This window comes from Candidatus Poriferisodalis sp. (assembly GCF_965203655.1).
In the GTDB taxonomy this organism is placed as follows: domain Bacteria; phylum Actinomycetota; class Acidimicrobiia; order Acidimicrobiales; family Poriferisodalaceae; genus Poriferisodalis.
This window is the reverse complement of record NZ_CBDBDD010000005.1, coordinates 18795-42250: the sequence shown is the minus strand read 5'-3', so window position 1 is coordinate 42250 and position 23456 is coordinate 18795. Positions and strand designations below refer to the sequence as shown.

At 66.7% G+C, this 23456-nt stretch carries 23 protein-coding genes and 1 other RNA gene; 7 read left to right on the top strand and 17 right to left on the bottom strand.

Annotation, left to right across the window (positions count from 1 at the left end; genetic code table 11):
* Positions 1–30: 30 nt before the first annotated feature.
* A complete protein-coding gene (locus ACOGW9_RS04525; RefSeq protein WP_419908790.1) occupies positions 31–1524 on the top strand; it encodes an FGGY family carbohydrate kinase in 1494 nt (497 codons plus the stop codon).
* A 36-nt stretch (positions 1525–1560) separates the two neighbouring features.
* Here ACOGW9_RS04525 and ACOGW9_RS04520 read toward each other — a convergent pair whose 3' ends face one another.
* From ACOGW9_RS04520 to queG, 4 genes are all read right to left on the bottom strand, one after another.
* Positions 1561–2745 carry an aminotransferase class I/II-fold pyridoxal phosphate-dependent enzyme gene (locus tag ACOGW9_RS04520; protein WP_419908788.1) on the bottom strand — a complete coding sequence of 395 codons (1185 nt, stop codon included), beginning with the start codon at positions 2743–2745 and terminating at the stop codon, positions 1561–1563.
* A 24-nt stretch (positions 2746–2769) separates the two neighbouring features.
* Entirely contained in the window at positions 2770–3222 is a 453-nt protein-coding gene (locus tag ACOGW9_RS04515) for an SRPBCC family protein (RefSeq protein ID WP_419908786.1), read from the bottom strand.
* A gap of 141 nt (positions 3223–3363) precedes the next feature.
* On the bottom strand, positions 3364–4476 hold the full coding sequence (locus ACOGW9_RS04510) for a glycosyltransferase family 4 protein (RefSeq protein ID WP_419908784.1): 1113 nt from the start codon (positions 4474–4476) through the stop codon (positions 3364–3366).
* Positions 4476–5675 carry a tRNA epoxyqueuosine(34) reductase QueG gene (gene queG / locus ACOGW9_RS04505; RefSeq protein WP_419908782.1) on the bottom strand — a complete coding sequence of 400 codons (1200 nt, stop codon included), beginning with the start codon at positions 5673–5675 and terminating at the stop codon, positions 4476–4478. Before queG ends, ACOGW9_RS04510 begins: the two co-directional genes overlap by 1 nt.
* Before the next feature lie 108 nt (positions 5676–5783).
* Here queG and ACOGW9_RS04500 point away from each other — a divergent pair, with 108 nt between their 5' ends.
* Positions 5784–6674 carry a serine/threonine-protein kinase gene (locus ACOGW9_RS04500; RefSeq protein ID WP_419908780.1) on the top strand — a complete coding sequence of 297 codons (891 nt, stop codon included), beginning with the start codon at positions 5784–5786 and terminating at the stop codon, positions 6672–6674.
* Positions 6675–6744: 70 nt separating this feature from the next.
* Here ACOGW9_RS04500 and ACOGW9_RS04495 read toward each other — a convergent pair whose 3' ends face one another.
* The 3 genes from ACOGW9_RS04495 to ACOGW9_RS04485 all read right to left on the bottom strand — a co-directional run bounded on the left by ACOGW9_RS04495 (position 6745) and on the right by ACOGW9_RS04485 (position 8590).
* Positions 6745–6933, bottom strand: a complete 189-nt coding sequence (locus ACOGW9_RS04495) for a hypothetical protein (protein ID WP_419908778.1) — start codon at positions 6931–6933, stop codon at positions 6745–6747.
* A 49-nt stretch (positions 6934–6982) separates the two neighbouring features.
* Positions 6983–8071 (bottom strand): anthranilate phosphoribosyltransferase, encoded by a 1089-nt coding sequence (trpD, locus tag ACOGW9_RS04490; RefSeq protein WP_419908776.1) that lies wholly within the window; start codon positions 8069–8071, stop codon positions 6983–6985.
* 135 nt (positions 8072–8206) lie between these two features.
* Positions 8207–8590, bottom strand: a complete 384-nt coding sequence (locus ACOGW9_RS04485; protein WP_419908774.1) for a WhiB family transcriptional regulator — start codon at positions 8588–8590, stop codon at positions 8207–8209.
* A 176-nt stretch (positions 8591–8766) separates the two neighbouring features.
* Between ACOGW9_RS04485 and ACOGW9_RS04480 the strand changes: the two genes are divergently transcribed.
* Together ACOGW9_RS04480 and rnpB are read left to right on the top strand one after the other, a co-directional pair.
* Positions 8767–9219: a hypothetical protein gene (locus tag ACOGW9_RS04480; protein WP_419908772.1), complete on the top strand. Its 453-nt coding sequence runs from the start codon at positions 8767–8769 to the stop codon at positions 9217–9219.
* Between the two features lie 31 nt (positions 9220–9250).
* Positions 9251–9636, top strand: an RNA gene (rnpB, locus tag ACOGW9_RS04475) — RNase P RNA component class A.
* Between the two features lie 50 nt (positions 9637–9686).
* Here the strand turns inward: rnpB and ACOGW9_RS04470 are convergent.
* From ACOGW9_RS04470 to ACOGW9_RS04455, 4 genes are read right to left on the bottom strand one after another with little or no spacing between them, the layout of a single operon-like run.
* Entirely contained in the window at positions 9687–10283 is a 597-nt protein-coding gene (locus tag ACOGW9_RS04470) for a histidine phosphatase family protein (protein ID WP_419908770.1), read from the bottom strand.
* 48 nt (positions 10284–10331) lie between these two features.
* A complete protein-coding gene (locus tag ACOGW9_RS04465) occupies positions 10332–10841 on the bottom strand; it encodes a hypothetical protein (RefSeq protein ID WP_419908768.1) in 510 nt (169 codons plus the stop codon).
* Positions 10842–10875: 34 nt separating this feature from the next.
* Positions 10876–11637 (bottom strand): zinc ribbon domain-containing protein, encoded by a 762-nt coding sequence (locus ACOGW9_RS04460; protein WP_419908766.1) that lies wholly within the window; start codon positions 11635–11637, stop codon positions 10876–10878.
* 33 nt (positions 11638–11670) lie between these two features.
* Complete coding sequence (locus ACOGW9_RS04455) at positions 11671–13896, bottom strand: transglycosylase domain-containing protein (RefSeq protein WP_419908764.1); 2226 nt, start codon at positions 13894–13896, stop codon at positions 11671–11673.
* A gap of 98 nt (positions 13897–13994) precedes the next feature.
* Between ACOGW9_RS04455 and ACOGW9_RS04450 the strand changes: the two genes are divergently transcribed.
* Positions 13995–14699 carry a thiamine diphosphokinase gene (locus ACOGW9_RS04450; protein ID WP_419908762.1) on the top strand — a complete coding sequence of 235 codons (705 nt, stop codon included), beginning with the start codon at positions 13995–13997 and terminating at the stop codon, positions 14697–14699.
* 115 nt (positions 14700–14814) lie between these two features.
* Positions 14815–15930, top strand: a complete 1116-nt coding sequence (locus ACOGW9_RS04445; protein ID WP_419908760.1) for a hypothetical protein — start codon at positions 14815–14817, stop codon at positions 15928–15930.
* A 104-nt stretch (positions 15931–16034) separates the two neighbouring features.
* Here ACOGW9_RS04445 and ACOGW9_RS04440 read toward each other — a convergent pair whose 3' ends face one another.
* The 5 genes from ACOGW9_RS04440 to ACOGW9_RS04420 form a co-directional block, all read right to left on the bottom strand.
* Positions 16035–17438, bottom strand: a complete 1404-nt coding sequence (locus ACOGW9_RS04440; protein ID WP_419908758.1) for a glycoside hydrolase family 3 N-terminal domain-containing protein — start codon at positions 17436–17438, stop codon at positions 16035–16037.
* A 167-nt stretch (positions 17439–17605) separates the two neighbouring features.
* On the bottom strand, positions 17606–19696 hold the full coding sequence (locus tag ACOGW9_RS04435) for a thioredoxin-like domain-containing protein (RefSeq protein WP_419908756.1): 2091 nt from the start codon (positions 19694–19696) through the stop codon (positions 17606–17608).
* 125 nt (positions 19697–19821) lie between these two features.
* Positions 19822–20331 carry a CoA-binding protein gene (locus ACOGW9_RS04430; protein WP_419908754.1) on the bottom strand — a complete coding sequence of 170 codons (510 nt, stop codon included), beginning with the start codon at positions 20329–20331 and terminating at the stop codon, positions 19822–19824.
* A complete protein-coding gene (locus ACOGW9_RS04425; RefSeq protein WP_419908752.1) occupies positions 20328–21617 on the bottom strand; it encodes an O-acetylhomoserine aminocarboxypropyltransferase/cysteine synthase family protein in 1290 nt (429 codons plus the stop codon). The genes ACOGW9_RS04430 and ACOGW9_RS04425 overlap by 4 nt, the downstream gene beginning before the upstream one ends.
* 67 nt (positions 21618–21684) lie before the next feature.
* Complete coding sequence (locus ACOGW9_RS04420) at positions 21685–21939, bottom strand: DUF6457 domain-containing protein (RefSeq protein WP_419908750.1); 255 nt, start codon at positions 21937–21939, stop codon at positions 21685–21687.
* Positions 21940–22055: 116 nt separating this feature from the next.
* On the opposite strand from ACOGW9_RS04420, the gene ACOGW9_RS04415 reads away from it, so the two are divergent.
* The gene (locus ACOGW9_RS04415; protein WP_419908748.1) at positions 22056–22745 is read left to right on the top strand and encodes a TIGR02453 family protein; all 690 of its coding nucleotides are present in this window, start codon (positions 22056–22058) and stop codon (positions 22743–22745) included.
* A 1-nt stretch (position 22746) separates the two neighbouring features.
* On the opposite strand, the gene ACOGW9_RS04410 is transcribed toward ACOGW9_RS04415, so the two are convergent.
* A complete protein-coding gene (locus ACOGW9_RS04410; protein WP_419908746.1) occupies positions 22747–23394 on the bottom strand; it encodes an alpha-ketoglutarate-dependent dioxygenase AlkB in 648 nt (215 codons plus the stop codon).
* Positions 23395–23456: the final 62 nt, after the last annotated feature.

Sequence of the window (23456 nt, the reverse complement as noted above, 5' to 3'; positions counted from 1 at the left end):
TGCTAGCCCATCACACCACAGGAGGTCGGCATGGCACTCGTGGTGGCAATCGACGCCGGCACGACCGGCGTTCGCTCCATGGCAGTGGACGAGACCGGCGCGGAGGTGGCGTACGCCTACCGCCCCTTCCCCCAGCACTACCCCGGACCTGGCCTCGTCGAGCACGATGCGGACGAGATCTGGGAGGCCACGGCTGCCACGCTGGCCGAACTCTGCGGCAGCCTGCAGGATTGCACTGGCCCCCAGGCGCCGGTGATCGCAGCGATCGGCATCACCAACCAGCGCGAGACCCTCGTCGCTTGGGATCGCCGATCCTCCGAGCCCCTTGCGAGAGCCCTGGTCTGGCAGGACGTGCGCACGGCAACCCGCTGTGCCGAGCTGGAAGCCGCGGGACACCTCGAGGAGGTGCGCCGGTTGACGGGACTCGTGCTCAGCCCCTACTTCAGCGGCACCAAGGCTGAGTGGCTGCTGCGCGACGGGGGCGTGCCTCGAACTGCAGATTTGGCTTTGGGCACCGTTGACAGCTGGCTGATGTGGAAGCTCAGCGACGGCGCCGCTTTCGTCACCGATCCGACGAATGCTTCGCGCACGCTCCTGTACGACCTCAACGCGGGCGAGTGGTCTGAGCCGATATGCGATCTGCTGTCGGTGCCGATGGCCGCGCTGGCCGAGGTGCGCCCGTCATCGGGCCGGTTCTGCCTGACTGCCGACACGACTGCACTGGGGCCGGGAATCGCCGTGAGCGGTGTCGCCGGCGACCAGCAAGCAGCATTGTTCGGCCAGGGCTGCCATCAGGTCGGGATGGCCAAGAACACCTACGGGACAGGCTCGTTCGTGCTGATGAATGTCGGCGACTCCTGCCCCTCCCCGGTCAAGGGGCTGCTCACAACGGTGGCTTGGGATCTCGGCCGCGGGCCCGTCTACGCCCTCGAGGGCTCGATCTTCGCGACGGGAGCCGCCGTGGGATGGCTGACTGGCATTCTCGATGGCGCAGCAGATCCCGCAGCAGTCGAGACGCTCGCCCGCAGCGTGGATGACAGCGGCGGGGTGATCGTGGTGCCGGCGCTCGCCGGGCTGGGCAGTCCCTGGTGGGATCCGACCGCACGCGGCGCCATCATGGGCCTCACCTTCGCGACGCAGCCGGCGCACATCGCGCGCGCGACGATCGAATCGATGGCTTTGCAGACCCGTGACGTCATCGAGGCCATGATCGACGGCGCCGGCCGTGACATCGCGGAGCTGCGCATCGACGGCGGCGCGGCGACGAACGACCTGCTGTGCGCCATCCAAGCCGACCAACTCGGTGTCGCAGTCAGCCGACCTGTGGTGACCGAGACCACCGCCCTCGGCGCGGCGATGCTGGCAGGTCTGGCCGAAGGGGTGTGGTCCTCCCCCGCCGAAGCGGCGTCGCTGTGGCAGCTTGAGCGACGCTTCGAACCCGAGCCGCAGCGCGCGGACGCTGACGAGCTGCACGGGAGATGGCGCGAAGCGCTACGGCGCTCTCTGCAGTGGCCGGGGGGCTGAGATCCCGTCAGCCTCGGAGCCTGCCGCCGGCCGCTGTCAGGTCGGCGGCGGCAGCGCGTCGAGAACTGTGCGCAATTGGGCCACTGCTTGACGGATGCGGTGCTCGTTCTCGACGAGCGCGAACCTCACGTGGCCCTCACCCCCTGGTCCGAACCCCACTCCAGGCGACAGGGCCACATTGGCCTCGTTCACAAGCAGCTTGCAGAACTCGACTGACCCCATGTGCCGGTACGGCTCGGGGATCTTGGCCCAGGCGAACATCGTCCCTTTCGGCGGGGGCAGATCCCAGCCGATGCGTCCGAGACCGCGCACCAGGACATCCCGGCGGTTGCGGTAGGTCTCGCGCACTTCGGAGGGAAAGTCGCTGTCCTCGTTCATGACGACGGTGGCCGCTATCTGGATCGGCTGGAAGGTGCCGTAATCGAGGTAGCTCTTGAGCTTGGCCAGCGCCGCGATCACCTCGGCGTTGCCTGCGCAGAAGGCCACCCGCCACCCTGCCATCGAATAGGACTTGGTGAGGCTGTAGAACTCGACCGCGACCTCCTTGGCGCCCTCGGCCTGCAGGATCGAAGGCGGCTCGTAGCCGTCGAACCCCAGATCTGCATATGCAAAATCGTGCACGAGCAGCACCTCGCGCTCACGCGCGAAATCCACGATTCGTTGCATGAACTCGAGATCAACACAGGCCGTGGTGGGGTTGTGGGGGAACGACAGCACGATCACCCGAGGCCTGGGCCACGAGTACTCGAATCGCTCCACGAGTCGCTCGAAGAACGTCTCACCGACATCGAGCGGCACCTCTCGCACACTGGCACCGGTGAACAGGGGCCCGAAGATGTGAATCGGGTACGAGGGTGCTGGCACGAGGCAGGCGTCTCCCGGCGCGAGCAGGGTCCACATGAGGTGGGAGAAACCCTCCTTGGCGCCGATCGTGTTGATGATCTCGCTGTCGGGGTCGAGCTCGACCCCCCACTGGCGTCGGTACAGGTCCGCGGCGGCTTCGCGCAGCTTGGGAATGCCGCGGCTGGCCGAATAACGATGGTTTCGCGCATTGAGTGCGGCTTCTGCCAGCTTCTTGACAGCGCGTTCGGGCGATGCCAGATCGGGATTGCCGAAACCCAGATCGATGACATCGGCACCGGCGCGTCGACGTTCGATCTTCAGCGTGTCGATGATCGTGAAGACGTAGGGCGGCAAGCCCTCGATACGGCGGAATTCCATGGCCCAGGCGGACTCCCGGTTGTCCTAGCTCTCTGGGCCGGCTTCGAGGCGAGCAGCGAAATCGGCCAGCGCGGTGTGGGCGATCCTGCGTTCGGCTCGGCGCTTGACAAAGCCCGGCAGCGGCACGGCAAGCTCCAAGGCGAGCTGGTAGAGCACCTCGGTACGCCCAGGCTCGGTCGTCGGATTGAATTCGTACCGACCGTCGAGCTGCTTGACGACATCGCCGTCGACGAGCTTCCACGCCAGCCGGTGCGGTGCTCCGCCGTGGTCATACGCGAGCGTGTACCTGGCCGTGCGCCCGAGGGCCTCGACGCGGAACGCCGCCTGTTCGACGCGGCCGTCGAGATCGCGCTCGATGACCGAAGCGGACGAGATGTCGGTAGCCCATTCGGGGTAGCGCTCGATATCTGCGATCAGCGCATAGCACTCTTGGGGTGACGCGGCCACAACCGTGGTCATTGTCATCTCGTCGATCATGGACAGATCCCCCCTTCGGCACCGTGTTCACTCCATTGTCTCAGGATGAGGCGCTCGACGGGCTGCTTTTGTGCGGCGATTTGTTGACAGTCACCCAACGCGTCGCAATTTGGGTCGCCAACGATCCCGCCGCTGCTCGGGTCAGGCCAATGCTGCGGCCAAACCCTGCGCGAGGGTGTCGTAGGCGAAATGCTCGGTCGCTGCGGCACGTGCGGCGGTGCCCATCTCGAATCGCCGAGCTCGGTCTGACAGCAGTTGTGAGATCGCACCCGCAACCTCGGTCGCCTTGTCCGGTCGGTCGACGACCAGTCCCGTCTGGCCATGCCAGACGGCCTCGTGACTCCCCCCGGAACGTCCCGCCACCGCAGCGACACCGCAGGCGGCCGCCTCGGCGAACACGATGCCGAAACCCTCCTGCTCCAGCCCCGCCCAGCGGCTGCGGCACGGTGCTGCAAAGACATCACCCATGGCCATGAACTGCGGCAGCTCTTCGGCGTCGACTCGACCCACGAAGCGAACCGTTGCTGCGCTGTCGCGCGCCAATCGCTCCAATCGGGCTCGATCCCGGCCGGCCCCTCCAATGGCCAGGGCCAGCCCGGGATGGCACCGGGCGAGGTCCGAGACCGCGGAGATCACCGTGTCGAAGCCCTTGCGCGGCACCAGCCTGCTCAGGCTCACTACGAGCGGTCCGTCATCGAATCCGTAGCTCGTCCGGGTCGATTGACGTTCGCCGTCGTCCCGTGGGACGAAACGCTCGGTGTCGACGCCGGGCGGCACCTCCACGATCGGCAACGCCGTGCCCGCACAGCGCTCGGCTTCTGCGGCTGCATACCCGCCTGCGGAGATGATCAGCGACGCCGACCGCAGCACGCGAGCCATCAGCGTGGTGAGCCCCGCCAGCCGCGCGGGGATCGCCACCTCGGCACCGTGCAAGACAACGCCATAGCTGAGGCCTAACCGCGGCCCCAGCGCCCCGAGCGGCAATGCGGGGTCGAGCAGGACCATCTCGGCGCCAACCTCGCTCGCCAGCGATCTGATCCTCCGGATGAGGCCGCTATGCGGCAACAGAACCGGTTCGCGGGTCCGCACGATGCGCATCGGCGCAGCCGCATCGAACGTTGCTGCACCTCGGTAGGGCGTGGTCAGCACCGTGACGCCATCAGGCGGCAGCCGTCGCCACAACTCCCACAGGTAGTTCTGGATCCCGCCGATCTTGGGCGGAAAGTCGTTCGTGACAAGCAGGTGGGGTCGCATCAGTGGCTGCTGGTGCGAGGTCCGGTTGACCTGGCAAGTTCGGCGGCGATCAACCCGTCAGGGTCGTCCGCGACGATGCCGGCTGCCTCTGCCTCGTCGACCAAGTCAACTCGACCGAGTCGGCGGGCAGCCCACACAGCATGGCTGGCAACCACGGCTGAGGGCGACGCGAGCGCTTGGCGAAGCACATCGATGATTTCGGGTTCCGCAGGGTCGCCGACGTTGCCGAGGACGACAAGCGCGTTGCGACGCAAGTACTCAGGCCTGCGACGAGGGATGTACCAGTGCCCGAAAGCAGCCATGAGATCGTCGTCAGTCATGCGCAGCAGACCAGCGATGTCGATTGAGTTGCTGCGCATCTCGCGGCCTCTGCTGAGCTCCACCGGCTGGGGCTGTGCACGGTGTCGGACGCGGGACGGCACGCTCACCGGGTCGTTGTACGGACAGACGACCTGGCAGTCGTCGCAACCGTAAATCCGGTCGCCAAGTGCCTCCCGGTATTCCGGCGGGAATGCGCCGGGAGCCTGGACCAGCCATGCCAGGCACCGGTTGGCATCGAGCACACCCGATTCGTCCAGGGCGCCGGTAGGACATGCGGACTGGCAAAGATGGCATGTGCCGCAGCCGTCGAGTTGGATTTCGGTGGCGACGGGAAGTGCCGCAGTCGTGACCACCGAGCCGAGCACAGTCCATGAGCCGAGCTCACGCGACAGCAGCATCGTGTTGCGGCCCAGCCAGCCGAGCCCCGCGCGCGCCGCTGCCGCTCGATCCACAAGGCGATTGTCGTCAGAGACGACACGCGATTCGAATCCGTGGCAGCGAAGCACCTCGCTGATCGCCTCCAGCCCTGCGCGCAGCTCTCCGTAGGCATCAGTCGCGACATACGCAGCCACGGCGGCGCTGTTGGCGCGGTGCACGGGACCCGCACCACCGATGTGCTCTGCGGGTGGGGAGTAGGCGCGTGCACAGGTCACGATGCTGCGTGCCCCCGGCAAGATCGCCGCCGGGGTGGTCGAGCGCTCGGGTCTCCCGTAGGTGAACCACATCCCGGCATGCAGTCCAGCGGCCTTGCGCTCGACGATGGCTCGGCGCTCGTCTCCGAATGGCGCCACGTCTGTCACGCCGAGTGCGTCGAGCCCGGAGTCGGAGGCAGCTTGCCGGATCTTCCCCAGCAGCGCTCGGTCGCGCTCGGCAGACATGGCTCAAGTGTGCCGCGGGACTCCCTGGTGGCACTGCGGACCGGGGAGGCGGCTCCATCGAGGCGGGCTCTCTTATATTGGATGTGACCGCAAGCCGCGGCCGGTGCGATGTTCGAAGACCAAATTGACGTTTGGGTCGGCCGCCAGTACGGCCCGTACAAGATCACCGGTGTGCTGGGGCGTGGCACGGTGGCGCACTGTTACCGGGCGACCACGCTGAGGGGCGACGAGGTGGGCCTGAAGGTTCTGACACCGTTCGCCGAGGCCCGGGCGGAGGTGCGCTCGCTCTTCGAGCAGGAATACGAGCTCATGGCCCGCTTGGACCATCCCAATGTGCTCGCGGTGCACGGGGCTGGTGTGATCGGCGGGGCGCACTACATCGAGATGGAGATCGTCGAGGGCGAGACCTTGGCAGACAGGTGTGCCAGCCGCCACCCGCCGTCACTGGCTGAAGCCATCGCTGCGATCCAGCAGATCTGCGCTGCGCTCGACCACGTCCACGCGCACCGGATCGTGCATCGTGATGTCAAGCCGTCGAACATCATGCTCGACCCCCAACCCGAAGGCGGCGATCGGGCGGTTCTGTTTGATTTCGGCCTCGCTCATGACCTCGACGGTCCTCCCTCGCCGCCGGGTCGGGTGTACGGCTCGCCGATGTACCTCTCCCCCGAGCAGGCCTTGGCGAATCCTGTTGATGCTCGTACCGACATCTACGGCCTCGGGTCGACGCTGTATGTCTTGGCAGTGGGCTCAGCCCCGTTCTACGGCGAGCGCAACGACCTGCTGCACGCACACGTCCGGATCCCGCCGCCCGATCCCGCTGAACGTGGAGTGTCGGCAGAGCTGTCCGAGGTCATCTTGACTGCCATGGCGAAGGCTCCCGACGACCGCTTCGCGAGCGGTGCCGATCTCGCTGCGGCATTGGCCTCCCTCGAGATTCCCGCACACGAGAGCGAACGCCGTCGGGGGCTTCTGCGCCGGCTGACAAGCCGGGCATAGCACACAGCGCCGGCTGACAAGCCGGGCATAAGGCACAGCGCCGGCTGACAAGCCGGGCTTGTCAACAGCTTCAGCTCACGCCGTGCCGGTAGCGCTCGACGATCTCCGCTTCGTCGATGCCGTACACCAAGACCGTTTCGGGCGCGGCGCCGTCGAATGCGACGATCGCCATGACCCGCCGATCGCCGGGGCGAACCGCGACGACGGTGCCTGTCTGCCCCACCAATTCGGAACGGCGCTCGTCCGACGTGCTGGCCAAGCGGACGATGTCACCGACTCCAAACGGCAGGGAGAGCCCGACGACCACGTCAACTGGCGTTCGCGGCCAACGCGTTCGTGAGCTGCACAGCCGCTTCAAGTTTCGCGGCGGCGCGCCCATCGACGACAGTCTGCCGGGCCATCTCGTATCCCTCGGCGAAGTCCCCGGCCAAGCCCGCGACCACCAGGCCGGCCCCCGCGTTGAGCTGCACGATCTGCGCCCGAGGGCCGGTCTCGTGGCCGGCAACAATTGCTCGCAGGATGTCGGCATTCTGCTGCGGGCTTCCACCCCACAGGGCGGCTCGGTTGACTCGTTCCAACCCGATCGAGGGCGGATCGAAGAAGAACTCATCGGCGATCTCGCCGTCACGGACTTCATAGATTCGCGTGACGTCGGTCAGCGTGATTTCGTCGAGACGGTCAGCACCATGGACGACGAGACAATGCTCGGCTCCTCGGGCGGCAAGCACCCCGGCGACGCGCGGCGCCATCACCGGGTCGCTCACGCCCAGCACCTGCCGCGAGACCTTGGCGGGATTCGCCAGCGGTCCGAGAAAATTGAAGGTGGTCGGAACGCCGAGTTCGGTGCGGACGGGCCCGGCAAATCGCATCGCCGGGTGGAACAGCTTGGCGAACGCAAAGCCGAGCCCGATCTCCGAAATGCACCGCTCGACCGCGGGTCCGTCGAGTTCGGTCGCGAGTCCGAGTGCTCCCAGCGTGTCAAAAGAGCCCGACGACGATGTCGCCGCGACCGAGCCGTGCTTGCAGACAACTGCTCCGGCGGCCGAAGCCACGAAGACTGCCATGGTGGACACGCTCAAGGCGTGCTGCTGACGTCCCGGAGCCCCGCCGCTTCCGACGATGTCGATCGCGCCTGCGGGAGCTGTCAGCGGCACCGCCGCGTCGTGCATGGCGTCGACGAGTCCGGTGAGCTCGGGAACGGAGCCGCCTTTCATCCCCAGAGCGATGATGAATCCGGCTAGCTGGGCGTCGGTGGCCCGTTCACCCAGAATGCTGCCGAGCGCGGCACGCGCGACCTCTGGAGATAGGTCGATGCCTGCAACCAGGTCGGTGAGCACTGCCTTCCAGCCGCCGAAGTGTTCGAGCGGATGTGATTCGGCCTCGTCGGATTCGTCCATGTCTGCACCGCCACTGCTCGAAATGCCGGCTAGCACGTGCCAGCGTGTACGGGCCGGAGACTAGCGAGGTGCCAAAGTGCGCTCGGCACGCACCTGGACGCGCGTCATTCAGGCACGACGTGCCCCTCGGATCGCTCAGTTGGATGCGGCTGCCGCTTGGGCATTGCGAGCGCGAGCGGCTGCACGGCGCCGGCGGCGGATGATGCGTACGCGCTCAGCGGCCGTTTGCCCGCCCCAGACGCCCTCCTTCTCCCGAACCGCGATCGCATATTCCAAGCACTCGCCCGATACCGCGCACGCTGCGCAGACTGCTTTCGCTTCGAACGCAGTCTCGTCGTCCTCGGAGGGGTAGAAGATCTCTGCTTCCAAGCCTCGACAGGCGGCGTGGCGTTGCCACGCGAGCATGTCGGCGACGAGGCTGTCCTGGTGGGCGGCCACGACTCGAACCGATTCCGTGCTCGATGTTCTCTGGCCCACGGTGGGGGGATTGACGCGTGCTGTTGCAGTGGCAGTGGTCATCTCACGCGCAATCTTGCCGATGGGCTGCCGCTTGTCAAGTCCTTATTGAGCGTTCAGTAGCCAACGAAATGTTCAAGTAGTGACGCATATCTCGGTAGCGCAGACTGTTCGCACACGCGAGGGACACATCAGACCGCACAACATCGACCCCTCGCCGCTGGGTGGTGAGAAGACCTATGCGCAGCCTGTTGAGAGTCTTCGGCCGAACCGTCGAGCGCCGGGCCTTCCTGCCAGGCGCGATCGTGTCCACCGGCACTGCACTGGTCGTGGGCGTCGCGGGCGGCAGCCTGATAGCTGAGCAGACCCCGGCGGCCTATGCCGTGAATGGTCTGTTGTTCGGGAGTCTGATCATGGGCGGTGCGGTCGCCGCCTTCCGGGCGCGCGAGAACCACCTGCTGTGTGCGATCCTGACCTCCGGTCCGGTGATGGTCCTCGCCGTGGTGGTGCAGATCATTCGCCGATTCGGCCCCGGTGAGGCTGTCGGGGCGCTCGGCCTGCCCCTCGTGATGCTGCTGTCTGCGTCACTGGCATCGCTGGGCGGTGTGCTCGGAGCCATGGGTCGACAGCGGCGACGGTCGCTTCTCGACCCGCGGCAGACCCGTCGCCGAGGCACAAGCGGGTCAGGCTGACCGGGGTCGCAAGTAACCTTGCAATTTGCGGTGAGTCGGCCGGGTGGCCGCGGACTGAGCTGGGATGGCAACCCGCCACGTGCGGAGCGGCCTGAACGGCGCAGTTCGAGGAAGGTCGGGACTCCACAGGGCAGGGAGCTGGCTCGCAACCAGGCGCCGCGAGGCGACGGAAAGTGCAACAGAGAGCAGACCGCCGATGGGCCGGGTCGAACCCGGTCACAGGCAAGGGTGAAACGGTGCGGTAAGGGCGCACCATCGTCGGGGGCGACTCCGGCGGATCGGCAAACCCCTCCCGGAGCAAGGCCAAGCAGGGATCAGGCGGCCCGTCTCATGATCCCGGGTAGGCCGCTCAGATGGATGGCCACCCCGACGGCATCAGCCGACGGACAGAATCCCGCCTACAGGCCGGCTCACCGCCCGGGGGGGGGATCCGTCGGGGCCGCGGCGTTGCCGACTGGTTCAACCCCTCAGCCATCCAGATGGGTCGTCTCGTTAAACGACGTGAGTCGTGGCGCCGTTCCGCGGAAACCGATCCGGGTGATCTGCGCCTGCGACACGTGCAGGTGCCACGAGATCTCATCGGAAGCACCAAGCGCCCATCGGACGGCCGACTTGATCGGCGAGACGTGGGTAAAGACGGCGACGTTCCGGTCTGCGGCCTCCGCGACGAGGTCGTTACAGGCCGCGTTGACGCGGCTGTTGAGCTGTGCCAGGGATTCGCCTTCGGGCGGTGCAAAATCGGTGTCGGCCCGCCAGCGCTGCCAGTCGGAGGCTCGGACTTCGGTGATGGGGATTCCGTCCCATTCGCCGTAGTCCAGCTCGGCCCAGCGCTCGTCGATGGAGACCTCCAGGCCCGTCAGCTCAGCTGTGGCCTGCGCCGTCTGGCGTGCCCGCAGCAGCGGTGAGGAAATGATGCGATCCGGCCGCTCGTTGACCCGGGACAGCGCAGCCGCGATCTGATCTGCCTGCCTCGCGCCGACCGCGTCCAGTTCATTGTCGACGCGACCTTGCAGCAGCCCCGCTGCGTTGGCACTCGTGCGCCCGTGGCGCACGAGAATCAGCATGGGCGTCCGTGAATCAGCATGGGTACCGATGACGCACGAGAGTCTGCATCAGTCTTCGGGGTCCCGACGCTGCGGTCCCACCGAGTAACGCAAGCGTCCCGCACGCCAGAAGTCTGCCCGGCGGACAAGGTCCTGCGCGAGGCCGGCGGAGCGCCACACCCACCAGCAGCCGGCGAGGCCTGCCAGCTCCATCGCAACGATCAGCCATACCGGCCGGGACGCGAGCGGCAGTGTCGTGGCGGTGCTCACGCCCCCAAAGGGCCACCAGAACAGATTGGGCTGCAGCCATGCGCCGTCGAAGAGCTGGTGCCAGAACACCCCGATCGGCAGCGTCAGCCAGCGGCGCCGAGCCCGCCGGCGCCCGATCGTTGCCAGCATCACCACAGCCAGACCAGCCGACGGCAATATCAGCGAGTGCGTCAACGGCGCTCCGCCGCTCGCCGCATACGCCACGTCGGGCAGCAGTGCTCCGGCGACAACGAGGCGATGATCGATCGCCGGGTCGCCGAACGACCATCGCATCGCCAGCAGCGACGTTGCCACAAACCACAGCAGCATCAGTCAGGCTCCCGACGAGGCTGAGCCGCGGGACTCAGCGCACCAGCAAGGCGCCGCAATGGGGACACTCGGCCAGTTCGTCGGGCTCGAGGCGGGCGATTCGCTCAAAATCGACCGAGGGAATCTCCAAGTGACACGCGCTGCAGGTCGTGCCCACGAGACGGCCCACGACTGGCTCCCCACGTGCCGCGGCTCGCCGCTGCTCGTACACCGAGATCAATTCCGAGATCGATTCTGCGTCTGCCGCCGCGACGAGTGCCGCCCGCTCGCCGAGCACCCCGTCTCGCTCGGCCTGCGCCTCGCGTTCGGAGGAGGCGATCACGGTATCCACCTCGTGCCGGCGTGCCTCGGCCCCCGACCGGCGATCCGCCAGCGAGTCATGCTCATGGCTCAGGGGCTCGAGCTGTTCCATCAGTTCGAGGATCTGGTCCTCGATCTCGAGCTGACGCCGCCCGAGTGCCTCTGCCTCGGCCGTGAGCGCTTCGGCTTCCTTGGGCGAGGTCATGTGACTCTCGTAAAGACGCTCGGAATTCTGCGCCCGCTTGGATTCGATGCGCGCGACCTCGTCCTCGTGACGGCGCTGCTGTCGCTCCAAGTCTCCGATCCGCACCTCGAGCGCACTCATCTCGGACCCCAGCGCCGTCAACTCGGCATCGATGCCGGTGCGGATCTCACGTTCGGGCAGGTGAACGACTCGATGATCGATCTGTTCGAGCCGCACGTCGAGATCTTGCAGTTGTGCGAGGATCCCGAGGCGGCTCGCCGGAGGCGCTGGCTCGGAGGCGTCTGATGTCATCGCTTTGTGGTGATGGAGGCAACGAGCTTGGGCTCAGGCCTGATTGTCTTCGGTCTCGTCAACGCTAGAGGTTCCCTCGGGAGGCGAAGGCGTGGCCCGGGCCGCCAGCTCGGTGGCGATCCGGGTGCAGCGGATCCACTCGAATCTCGTCTCGCCGTCTGGTGCGGGCACCGCGACCCTGCACAACGCGTCAGGCAGCGGCTCGAACTCGTTGTCGGCCGTCGGGCGGACCATGCTGCATGGCAGGTCGAATCTGAGCGGCGGTTCCGACGGTGTCACCGTTACGGCGATGGTGCAGGTGTCGCCGGGCACGAACAGGTATTGGCTGGCCCGGGGCGGGGGCGGTGCCGGACTGAAGTCGGCCAGCGCAGCGTCGTGCAGTGCCTGACCCATGTAGGCAGACCAGATGCGGGCCGGGATCCAGCCTCCCGTCGCCCGTCGTTCCTGGATTTCACCCATCGGAATCTGCTCGTCGGGATGACCCATCCACACTGCGGTCGACATGTGGGGTGTGAATCCCACGAACCATGCGTCATGGAAGGCCTGTGTCGTACCGGTCTTTCCGGCTGATACCTGCCCGCTGTCGAGCTGTGAGCGTGTCCCGGTTCCGGATTCCACGTTTGCCTCGAGCACTGCTGTGACCCAGTCGGCCGCCGATTCAGACACGACCCTGCGGCCGTGCGGCACATGCTCGTAGATCACCTCACCGAAGTTGTTCTCGATCCGGGTGACGTAGAACGGCTCCATGCGGATGCCGCCGTTGGCGAATGTGCCGTATCCCACTGCTTGTTCGAGCGGTGTGACTTCTTGGGCTCCCAGCGAGATTGACGGATAGGGCAGGAAGCTGTCCGCTTCTGACCGGCCGATGAGGCGATTCGCCATCTCGACGACCTCGTCGAGACCGGTGACCAGGCCCAGCCGGACGAACGCGCAATTGGAGCTGGCGGTCGCTTGATCCTCCAGGGTGGCCAGACGCCCGGGGCTATTGGCAAAGTTGGATACCTCGTAATTCTCAAGCGGTGGATTGGGGAACACGCAGGGTCCCTGCCCGCTGATGGTGTCGAAGGGGTAAAAGCCGGCTTGCTCGATGGCGGCTGCCAGGACATAGGTCTTGAACGAGGAGCCCGGCTGCCGGAGTCCCTGTGTTGCGAGGTTGAATTCGGAATCGCTGAAGGCAAGCCCGCCGATGAAGGCAAGCACAGCTCCCGTCGTCGGGTCGACGCTGACGATCGACACTTCGAACTCTCCGGTGCCCTCGGGAAGCACCTCGGACACCGATGAGCGCATCGCCTCCTGCAGGTCAGGGCGCAGCGTCGTCCACACTCGCAGCCCGCCGCCGAAGACTTGACTGAAACGGGCCTGATACGTGTCGCCCAGGGCGGGGTTGGCCAGCAGCGCTTTGCGCACCTCGACCAGGAAGTAGTCGCGGCGAAGAGCGACATCAGTACGGCGCGGTGACAGGTTGCGGGTCGGCAATGGTCGCCGCTCGAAGGCCGCCTGCTCGGTCTCGGTGATGATGCCGGCATCCACGGCCTGCTGAAGGGACTGGCTGCGTCGTCGCGTCATCGTCGCGATGTTCTGGTCAAAGCCGTCGAAGAGCCCCGGGCTGCGGATGAGGCTCGCGAGGAACGCTGCATCACCGACATCGAGTTGGGAGACCTCCTTGCCGAAGTAGGTCTCTGCACCGGCTTGCAGTCCGTATGCACCGTTGCCGAGGTACATCTCGTTGACGTAGAACTCGAGGATCTCCTCCTTGGAGAAGTCCTCCTCCAACCGCGCTGCGATGACAGCTTCGCGGATCTTGCGATTGAAGCTGCGTTCGTCACCCACGACTCGCAACTTGACGATCTGTTGCGTGATCGTGGAGCCACCGGAGGTGATGCCGCCTGCGGAGACGCCCGAGACCAAGGCCCGGGCAGTTGCGCGCAGATCGACGCCGTTGTGCAGCCAGAACTTGGCGTCCTCGACGGCCACGATCGTGGCAAGCACGTCGGCAGGCACCTGGTCGAGCGTGATGATCTCGCGATCGACGTCGTTGACGAGGATTCCGATCGGGTTGCCGACCGAGTCGAATACCTGCGTGCGCTGCGCCCCGGGACGCAAGTCGATCGTGATGTGGTCGCGGTCACGTTCGACTGCATCAAGTGTGCGGGCCACGTGCGGTGCCGAAGCACGGGCGCCGAACGTCACGAGGGCCGCGCAAACCGCGATCATCACGGCGAGCAGGGGCAGCCGAGCGAAACGGCGGATGACATCCACGTTGGACTGCAAGGTACCGGGGGGAACCCGAGGGTTCGGCGCGGCGGCGCGAGCGACCATCGCGCCAGATCCACTCCTTGGCCGATCACACTGGTGTCATGACGGGAGCTGTGTCGGACGAGTCGTCATCGGAGACGGCGCATCTCGATGCCCGCTGCATCTGGATCATCGACGGCGGACCCAACGCCCCGCGGCGGCTGCCGCCAAACGAGCCGTCGTGCGTCATCGCCGTCGACCGGGGACTGGCCCATGCACTGCGATCGGGGCTGCGGCCGCACGTGGTCGTGGGGGACTTCGACTCAGTCGATCCCGGGATGCTGGCCAGGGCCGGTGAGCAGTGGCCAGACCTGATTCTCCGGCGTCATCCGCCGGATAAGGCACACAGCGATCTGGATCTCGCTTTGAGCTTCGCTTGGGGCCTTGATCCAGACCAGATCGCCGTCGTGAGCGGTGCCGGGGGGCGAATCGACCACCTGCTGACGTCCGTGGGCTTGCTGGCGCGGCCCTGCTACGCGGCGCTGCGGCTCGTTGCCTATGTCTCCGACAGCGTGGTGCGAGCGGCCACCGCCGCTATGGCCATGGAGCTGAACGCCAACGACGGCAACCTGTTGACCCTGCTCGCAGTCGGCGGCACGGCTCGCGTGCAGACCACCGGCTTGCGGTGGAACCTGTCGGCTGCAATGCCGCTGCGCAGCGCTGCATCGCTCGGGTTGAGCAACGAGTTCATCGAGCCCACCGCCGAGGTGCGCGTCGCTGCGGGCACCGTTCTGGCAGTGCAGACACATGGCAAGTCGCTTTCTTAGGCGCCGGACCGTGGGCTCAGCGAGGGTGCGAGCCGCGCGCCGCCTCGCAGTGTTGGCGTGCGCCGGCGGGATATTCGCTGCGGCCTGTGCAGACACGAGCGAGGGTTCTGCCGCGGTGCGAGTGATCACCCATCGCGACTTCCACCTGCCTGCCGACGCGCTCGAAGCGTTCACCGAATCCACCGGCATCGAGGTCGTGGTCTTTCGCGAGGACACCCCTGACGACGTGATCGAGCTGCTTGACCGAAGCCGCGCTCATCCGGTGGCCGATGTCGTGGTGGGCATCGACACGCTGGATGTGCTGTTCGTCGTCGAGAATGGTCTGACGCAGTCCTATGTTCCCTTGGCGCCTGGACCGCTGACCGAGGGCCTGGCCGTCGAGGACCACGCACTGACGCCACTCAGCTACATCGATGCCTGCCTGAACTACCTTCCGTCGTTTTATGTCGTGCCGGATCGGCCTATCGACGAGCTGCCCGACCTCGACGTGCTGCCGCCGCCGGTGCCTCGGGGTCTCGATGCGCTGTACGACCCGGCGCACGCTGGCACTGCAGTGATTCCGGATGCCGCGACGAGCCGCATGGGGGTGTACTTGCTGGCGGCGCTGGAGCGCCTGCACCCCGAACGCGACGGCGACGAGGTGACTCCGTGGCCACAGATTCTCGACCAGATGCTGCGGTGGGGTGTTGAGCTGGAGCCAAGCTGGGAGGCGTCGGTCTTCGAACGATTCGCAGGCGGGGAACCTCCGCCGCAGCGGCCGGTCAGCCAGGATGCTCCTGATCCCGTCACGCTGTCGGATCTCGGCGGCCGCCTGCCGCTGGCGTGGGGCACCTCCGGACTCCCGGCCGTGTATGCCACCTATCAGCCGGGCCTGCCCGAAGCGCTGGACATCGCCGTGGTGACCGACGATTGCGTTCGCATCGGGTTCTATGCAGGTGTCGTGGCCGGTGCCCCGAATGAATCCCTTGGCGGGCGCTTGATCGACTTCATGGGCGAGCCGCTCTTCCAGTTTGGCGTGAGCGATCGTTTCGGATCCAGACCGGCCCGCAGCGACATCGTGAGCACCCCCGAATGGCGCGAGTTCGGGGTGACCGTGATCCCGTACCGGCCCGATCCGGCGTACGTCGGGGCCAACTGGAAGGAATGGCAGCTCACCTGGAGCCAAGTAGTCCGCAACTTTGAGACCGCTCCCCCGCCGCCTGAGCCCGAGGTGACAGTCACGCTGCCCTAGCGCCCACGTGCCTACTGCTCGGCCTAGCGGCCCCGTGCTGACTCGTCGGGCCAACGCCCCCGTGCTTGATTGTCGGCCTAGCGGCCACGTGCCAATTGCTCGGGCTAACGCCCGACGAGCGTCGGGTCGTACAGCACGGTGCGGGCGAGGCCGTCGCGTCCGACCAAAGTGCATGCGTAGACATCCTTGGCGCGCAGCACGTTTGTTGCGGCGTCGTCGAGGCGTTCGAGGCTGAGGCGGTTCTCCGAGACCGCTGTCTCAATCTCGGCAAAGGCAGCAGCAGCATCCGTGAGATCGCCGACAAGCGCGAGATCTGCACCAGCCGTGATCGCCAAGAGCGCTGCTTCGCTCACCGGCCAGCGGCTCCGAATGGCACCCATCACCAGCGAGTCGGTCACGACTAACCCGCTGTGGCCCAGCTCGTCTCGCAGCAGACCGCCGATGGCCGCAGGTGACAGCGATGCCGGCAAGCCGCCCGTCAATCCCGGCACCTCGAGGTGCCCGATCATCACGGCTGCATCGGTGCTTCCCACCACCGCTGCGAACGGGATCAGGTCACGTGCGCGTAGCTGCGCCAAGGGCGCCGTCGAGGCGAGGGCATCGTGAGTGTCGACGCTCGCCCCGCCGTGCCCGGGAAAGTGCTTGACGACCGGCACCACGCCTCCGGCGCTGAGACCTTCCACAGTCGCCATGCCGTACTCGGTCACGATGGCAGGATCGTCACCGAATGACCGGTCGCCGATGCCTTCGCCTGCCCCGACATCGACCACGGGGGCGAAGTTCATCGTGAAGCCGAGCTCGACCATCTTGCGAGCGTGATCGGCTGCCTGCTCGCTGATCTCGGCCGGTGACTTCTGTGCCTGGGACGCTGCCGCCGGCAGCCGCCCGATGACCCCAGCGAGCCGCTGCACGCGGCCGCCCTCCTCATCCACAGCAATGATCAGCGGGATGCGTCCGGCGAAGTCCTGCAGCTCAGCAATGCGGCGCCACACGTGCTCTGTCACCGGGCCCAGCAGCAGGATCCCGCCGATGCGGCGGTCCCGCGCTTCCTCCACCGCAAAACCCAGCGAGCGCTCGCCCAGTGCCGTCATGATGGTCTGACCGATCCGGACCCCCACGGACAGTTCCGAAGTGCACCAGCGGTCCACCTCGGTCCACCACGCTCCCGCCAGCAATTGTCGAATGGCGACACCCGACAGCCAACCGACGGGACGCTCCTCGCCGGTCAGCACCGTCGGACCGGGATCACCCACCGGGACCTCCGAACCGTCGGCCAGCTGCAGCCACACTCCAAGTGTCCCGGGGGCGCCGAGCCGTGCTCCGATGACGTCGGTATGGATCTCGGGCGGTTCGCCGATGATCGGCAGGATGGTTGTGCCGATCGGCTCGATGGACCCGTCGACGCCGATCACCCAGTAGCCCACGCCGCCGGGACCGCTGAGCACTGCCGCAATCCGCGGCGCATCGGATGCCCCGTCGGCGCTGCCGTCCGCCTGTTCGGGGGCCACCGTGATCAATGGCCCCGAATCGGAGTCCCCGGTCGACTGGGCTGCCGCTGACGGCAGCAGCGCCAGCGAGCCGGCGACCCCCAGCGAGAGTGCACTGATCAGCAGACGTGCACGACTCCTCCGACCCCCAGCAGGCGGTCGAAGCTGCGCGCCTGTGCCGAACGTCCTCACCCTGGCGCCAGGCGTCGGTCCAATTCCTCCGCAGACAGCAGTTGATGCGGCAGCTGGATGCTGCTCGCACCCGCAGGATCCACCTCGATCGGCGCAGTGAAGTTCACGTCGCGGATGAGGCAGAACGTCTCGTCCACCGCCGGGCAGTAGAACACGACCGCTGTGGCGGTCAGTACCGCGGAGCCGCCGTCAGCAGTGATGGTGCCGACGAGTCGCAGCGGCATCTCTGGACCGCGGGCCTCATACCGGGCCGATCCCTGCGGGCTCAGCAACGTGCCCTCCGCAGACCATTCGAACTCGAACAACCCGTCGGTATTGAACTTGTAGCCCTCCGGCACCCGCAGGTCGAGCACGATCTCGACCGGTCCTGGGGCAACTTGCTGGGGCAAGAGCACCACGTCGTCTTCGATCACGCCGGCCATCGTCACCGTGGCGATCTCCAGATTCGACAGCGCCAACGTGGACAGTTCTCCGGTCGCCAAGTCGAGCATCCGGATGCGGTGATTGTTGGTGTCAGCGACATAGAGCGTGTCGGACGTGGCGCTCAGGCCGCTGGGCTCGGCCAACCGCGCATCGGCACCGAAGCCGTCCCGCAGCCCCGGCGTGCCGCCGCCGACCAGCACCGATGACGTCTGCGTGTCGAGGTCGAGCACCTTGATCTTGTGGTTGTAGGTGTCCGCGACATACAGCAGCCCGGCACCCTGCGCACCCGGCACGAACTCGATGCCGATGGCGTGCTGCAGCAGCGTGTCGTCGAAGCTGCCCACTTCATCGCCCCACACGAACAGGTGCTTGCCCACCAGCGTGTCGAGCCGGCCGTCGAGGCCGAGCGAGACCTGCCGCACCGCGCTGGCCTCCGGATCGGTGAAGTAGAGCACGCCGTAGCCAGCAGCAAGCCCGGAGGGCTGCGACAGGGTGGAGTCAAGGCGGGCGCCGTCGTCGAGGCCTTCCGCGCCGGTGCCCGCGAAGACGTCGATCACCCCGGTCCCGAGATGCATCAGCCAAAGCTGATGGCGCCCCGCCCCTGCGATGTACAGCACGTCGCCTTCGAGATGCAGATCCCACGGCGAAGCGATAGCCGTCTGCGCTGCGCGACCGGCGCGGAAGAACGTGACCGGCTCTCCCGTGCCCGCGATCGTGCGCACGGTGCGAAAGCGCAGATCGGCGGACCGGATGAGATGGTTCTCACGGTCTGCGATGTACAGAATGCTGCCGTCGGGAGACAGGGCCATGCCCTGCGGTCTTCGAAACGAAGCTTCGTCGAACGCGCCGTCGTCGCTCCCTTCGGCACCGCTGCCGATCACGTCGATGAGCTCACCGTCGAGTGTCGCGACGAGCACCCGGTGACGACCCGTGTCAGCGATGAAGAGCCGATCGCCCCTCTCGTCGGCAAGCACCTTGCCGGGAAAGCTCAGCACGGTCGGCAGCGCCGGCTCGATCTCGAGGAGCTCACCGAGCGGCGTCGGATCGATGAGGCCGTTGTGGCCGTACTCATCGGCCATGACCCCGATTGCGGGTGCCAGCCGTTCGTATACGCCCTCGCCGGCAATAGGGCCCAGCACCCGGCCCAACGGGTCGATGGCGACAACGGTCGGCCAGGCGTTGATGCCGTACGCCCGGCGCAGCAGTTCTTGATCGTCGTTCACGATCGGGTGCTGGCGGCCGTACCGAATCGATGCCTCTCGCACCGCTTCGGACTCGCGCTCACTGGGGAACTTGGCCCAGTGCACCGCGATCACCACCACCTCCTCGGGATACTCGGCTTCCAGGCGGTGGAGGTCGGGAATGATGTGGATGCAGTTGATGCAGCCTTGGGTCCAGAAGTCGAGCAGGACGATCTTGCCGCGCAGGTCGCCGCTCATCGACAGCGGCCGGCTGACGTTGAACCAGTCGTAGCCGGCGGGGAACTCGGGCGCAGCGACGCTGCCTTCGAAGGTCAGCTCGACCGGCTCGGCGGCAGCGCCCGCGCTGTCTGCAGCGCCATCACTTGTCGCAACTTGGTCGTCGTCGGCCGTGGCCGCGACCGCCGCTGCAGGATCAGCGTCGGCCACAGCGGACTCACTCGACGCGGTCGCCGGCTCGCTCACCTCGGGCGAAGAGCAGGCGGCCGCTAGCAGGAGTGCCGCGAGCAGGCCGAAGCCGCGTCTCCGCCGCCGGTCGGTGCCCCGCTGACGGCCTTGCATCGGCCCCGGCATGACGTCCGCCGTGCCGGCTAGTGACTGCGCACGGATCGGCGCGAGTCCACGACACCGGTGTCAAAGCCAGCCAGGTGCAACCCGCCATGGAAGCGGGCGTGCTCGATCTTGAGACAGCGGTCCATCACGACGTCAAGGCCGGCGTCGTTCGCAAGCTGTGCGGCGTCAGCGCTCCACAAACCGAGCTGCACCCAGAACGCCTTGGCGCCGATCTCGACGACTTCCTCGGCGACGCCGGGCAGGTCTGCTGGTCGACGAAAGACATCCACCAGATCGGGCACCAGCGGGAGATCTGCCAAGCTGGCGTAGCACGGCCTGCCCAGGATCTCGTCGGCCACCGGGTTCACGAAGTACACATCGAAATCGGTGCTCGAGCTGAGCAGGTAGGTGGCGACGAAGTTGGACGGTCGGGCCGGATTGGCCGAGACCCCCACCATCGCCACCGTGTTGGTGCGCTGGATGAGCGCCAGCCGGTCGGCTGCGCTGGGCTCGGTCCAGCCGTCGACTGGTTCGTGAACGATGGTCATGATGGCACCGCTTTCGCAAGGGCTTGATCCAGATCCCAGACGATGTCGTCGAGGTCTTCGAGGCCGACCGAGAGCCGGATCATGTCGGCGCTCACGCCGCCCGCAGCCAGCGCTTCGTCGGACAGCTGCTGGTGTGTCGTCGAGGCCGGGTGGATGACGAGCGTGCGGGCATCCCCCACGTTCGCGAGGTGGCTGATCATCTGGAGGGCCTCGATGAAGTCGGCGCCGGCCTGCCGGCCGCCCTTGACGCCGAACGTGAAGATGGCGCCGGGGCCCTGGGGCATGTAGGTGCGGGCGAGCTCCCGGTAGGGGGACGACTCGAGGCCCGCATAGCTGATCCAGCTCACGGACGGATGGGCTTCGAGATGCTCGGCCACGGCCTGCGCGTTGGCGACGTGTTCGTCCATGCGCTGGGGCAGCGTCTCGAGGCCTTGCAGCAGCAGGAAGGCGTTGAGCGGCGACATGGCGGCCCCGATGTCCCTGAGCTGCTCGACGCGCAGCTTGGTGCAGAAGGCGTACTCGCCGAAGTTCTCCCAGAACCGAAGGTCGTTGTAGCTGGCCACGGGCTCGGTCATGTTCGGGAAACGCCCGCTGCCCCAGTCGAAGCGGCCCGACTCGCTCACGACCCCGCCGATGGAGTTGCCGTGCCCGCCGATGAACTTTGTCGCGGAGTGGATCACGATGTCCGCGCCATGCTCAATGGGGCGGCACAAATATGGCGTGGCGAATGTCGAATCGACGACCAGCGGGAGTCCGTGAGCGTGCGCCACCTCGGCAATGCCGGCCAGATCGGGGATGGACCCGGACGGGTTGCCGACAATCTCCGTGTAGCAGAACTTGGTGCGGCCATCGATGGCGGCGGCATATGCGTCGACGCTGTCACCGTCGACAAAGCGGGCCTCGATGCCGAACCGTCCAAGGGTCACGTCGAACATGGTGTGTGTGCCGCCGTACAGCGCCGAGGACGTGACCAAGTTGTCGCCGGATTCGCACAGCGCCGCGGCAGTAAGAAACTCAGCAGCCATTCCTGAAGCAGCTGCGACCGCTCCGATCGCGCCTTCCAGGCTTGCCACCCGCTCCTCGAAGGCGTTGACGGTGGGATTGGAGATGCGGGTGTAGATGGTTCCGTACTTCTGCAGGGCGAAGAGATCGGCCGCATCCGCCGCGTCCTCGAAGACGAAGCTCGTGGACTGGTACACCGGGACCGCACGAGCCCCCGTCGTGGCGTCGGGCCGGCCGCCCGCGTGCAGTGCGCGGGTGCGGAAGCCGAACTGGTGGTCGCTCATCGTGAGCAGCCTACGACGGGCGCCTCCCGCATCAGAGTCGGCCGCTGAGCGAGCGCCGAGAAGCGTCTCAGCCGGCCCGTTTGGAGACGTACTGACGAGCGCGTTCGAGGGCCTCCGCCGGGTCCACGCCGGCGACTCCGGCCATCCAGCAGGCAATGGGAGCTGCGATCCGTTCGGAGTCGTGCGCGGCCGCGCCTGCCAGGTTCAGCAGCGCCTCATTGGTGTCCTCGTCGGGCGCCGGCGCGCCGATCACTGCCGCAAAGCCCGCCAGCCACTCCTGCGCAGTCGTGCTCGGCGGTCCGGAGCCCGTCTCATCGCTCATCGCCACAGCGTACGTTTGGCCGGCCGCGTCGTTGCGGGCAATTCACGCTCTCCCGCTCCCGCCGGATCGCTACGGTGCAGACCCGGCAGGCGCCACTCACAGCCGAAAGGACACCGATGAGCGACGACGCGGGCATTTTCGGACCCGAGCTGTTCGAGTTCCTCGAAGAGCTCGAAGCGAACAACAACCGTGAGTGGTTCAACGAGAACCGTGAGCGCTACGAGGAGGAAGTGCGCGAGCCTGCGTTCGACTTCATCCGTGCCATGGGCGCATTGCTGGGCGAGATTTCGCCGCACATGACGGCACGGGACACGAAGGTCGGCGGCTCGCTGATGCGTGTCTTTCGCGACACGCGCTTCTCCGCCGACAAGACGCCGTACAAGACCAACGTGGGCATCCAGTTCCGCCATGTGCGGGGCGGCGATGTGCATGCACCCGGCTACTACGTGCACCTGTCCACCGAGAGCTGCTTCTTCGGCGCCGGCAGCTGGATGCCGGATCGGGACGCGCTGGCGGCCTACCGGGTCGCCATCGACGAGCACCCCCAAGCGTGGATCGGGGCCCGGGACACCTGCCAGACCGGCGGCTGGCGCATGGAAGGCGAGCGGCTCAAGCGCTCGCCCCGGGATTGGTTCGCGGACCACCCGATGATCGAGGATCTCAAACGCAAGAGCTTCATCGCAGTGCGCGACTTCGACCACGACGTGGCCCTCAAGCCGGAGTTCCCGTCGGTCATCACCGCATGGTGCAACGAGAGCTGTCCGCTCATGGCATTCCTCTGCGGCGCCGTGGGGCTGGACTTCTAGATCAGCGGTCTGCCGCTCGGGGCTGAGGCGGCGCCCCGAGAGGCGTGCGCTTCTTCCGCGTGTGACGGAACGTGATGCTCATGCGCGGCGGCGCCAGCACAGTCTTTGGAACCGAGTGCTCCCACGACCGCTGGCATGCGCCGCCCATCACGAGCAGGTCACCCGAGGCCAGTGTGTACGAGCGGCTGCGCCCTCCGCATTTGGGCCGGAGCAGGAACTTTCGCGGGCCTCCCAGTGAGACGATGGCCACCAGCGAATCGTCGGGATGGATGCCGATGCGGTCGCTGTGCCACGCCACCGAGTCTTGCCCGTTGCGGTAGTAATTCACCCACACTGAATCGAGTCGCTGGCCGTATGGCTCACCGAGCGAGCGGGCCATCTCGGTCACGATGGCGGGCGCGTCAGCGGTGGGGCACCTCAACTGAGCGCCGAGACGCGGCTCATCCACCATCTGGCCGTACATCTCCCGCCGTGCCGCGGTCCAGCGGAGGCCTTGGGCCAGCTGGACCAGCAGCTCATCGGCACCATGGAGCCAACGCACGCCGACATCGAGCCAGCTGTGCTCGTCGCGGACGTGACGGTTGATGCGAGCATCACGACGGAGTGCAGGGGCTCCGAGAGCGAACAGATCGGTTTGGTACTGCTCCATCGGGGTTGAATCGGATGCAACTGCAGTCCGGTTCCAAGTCATTGACAGGGACTCTATCAAAC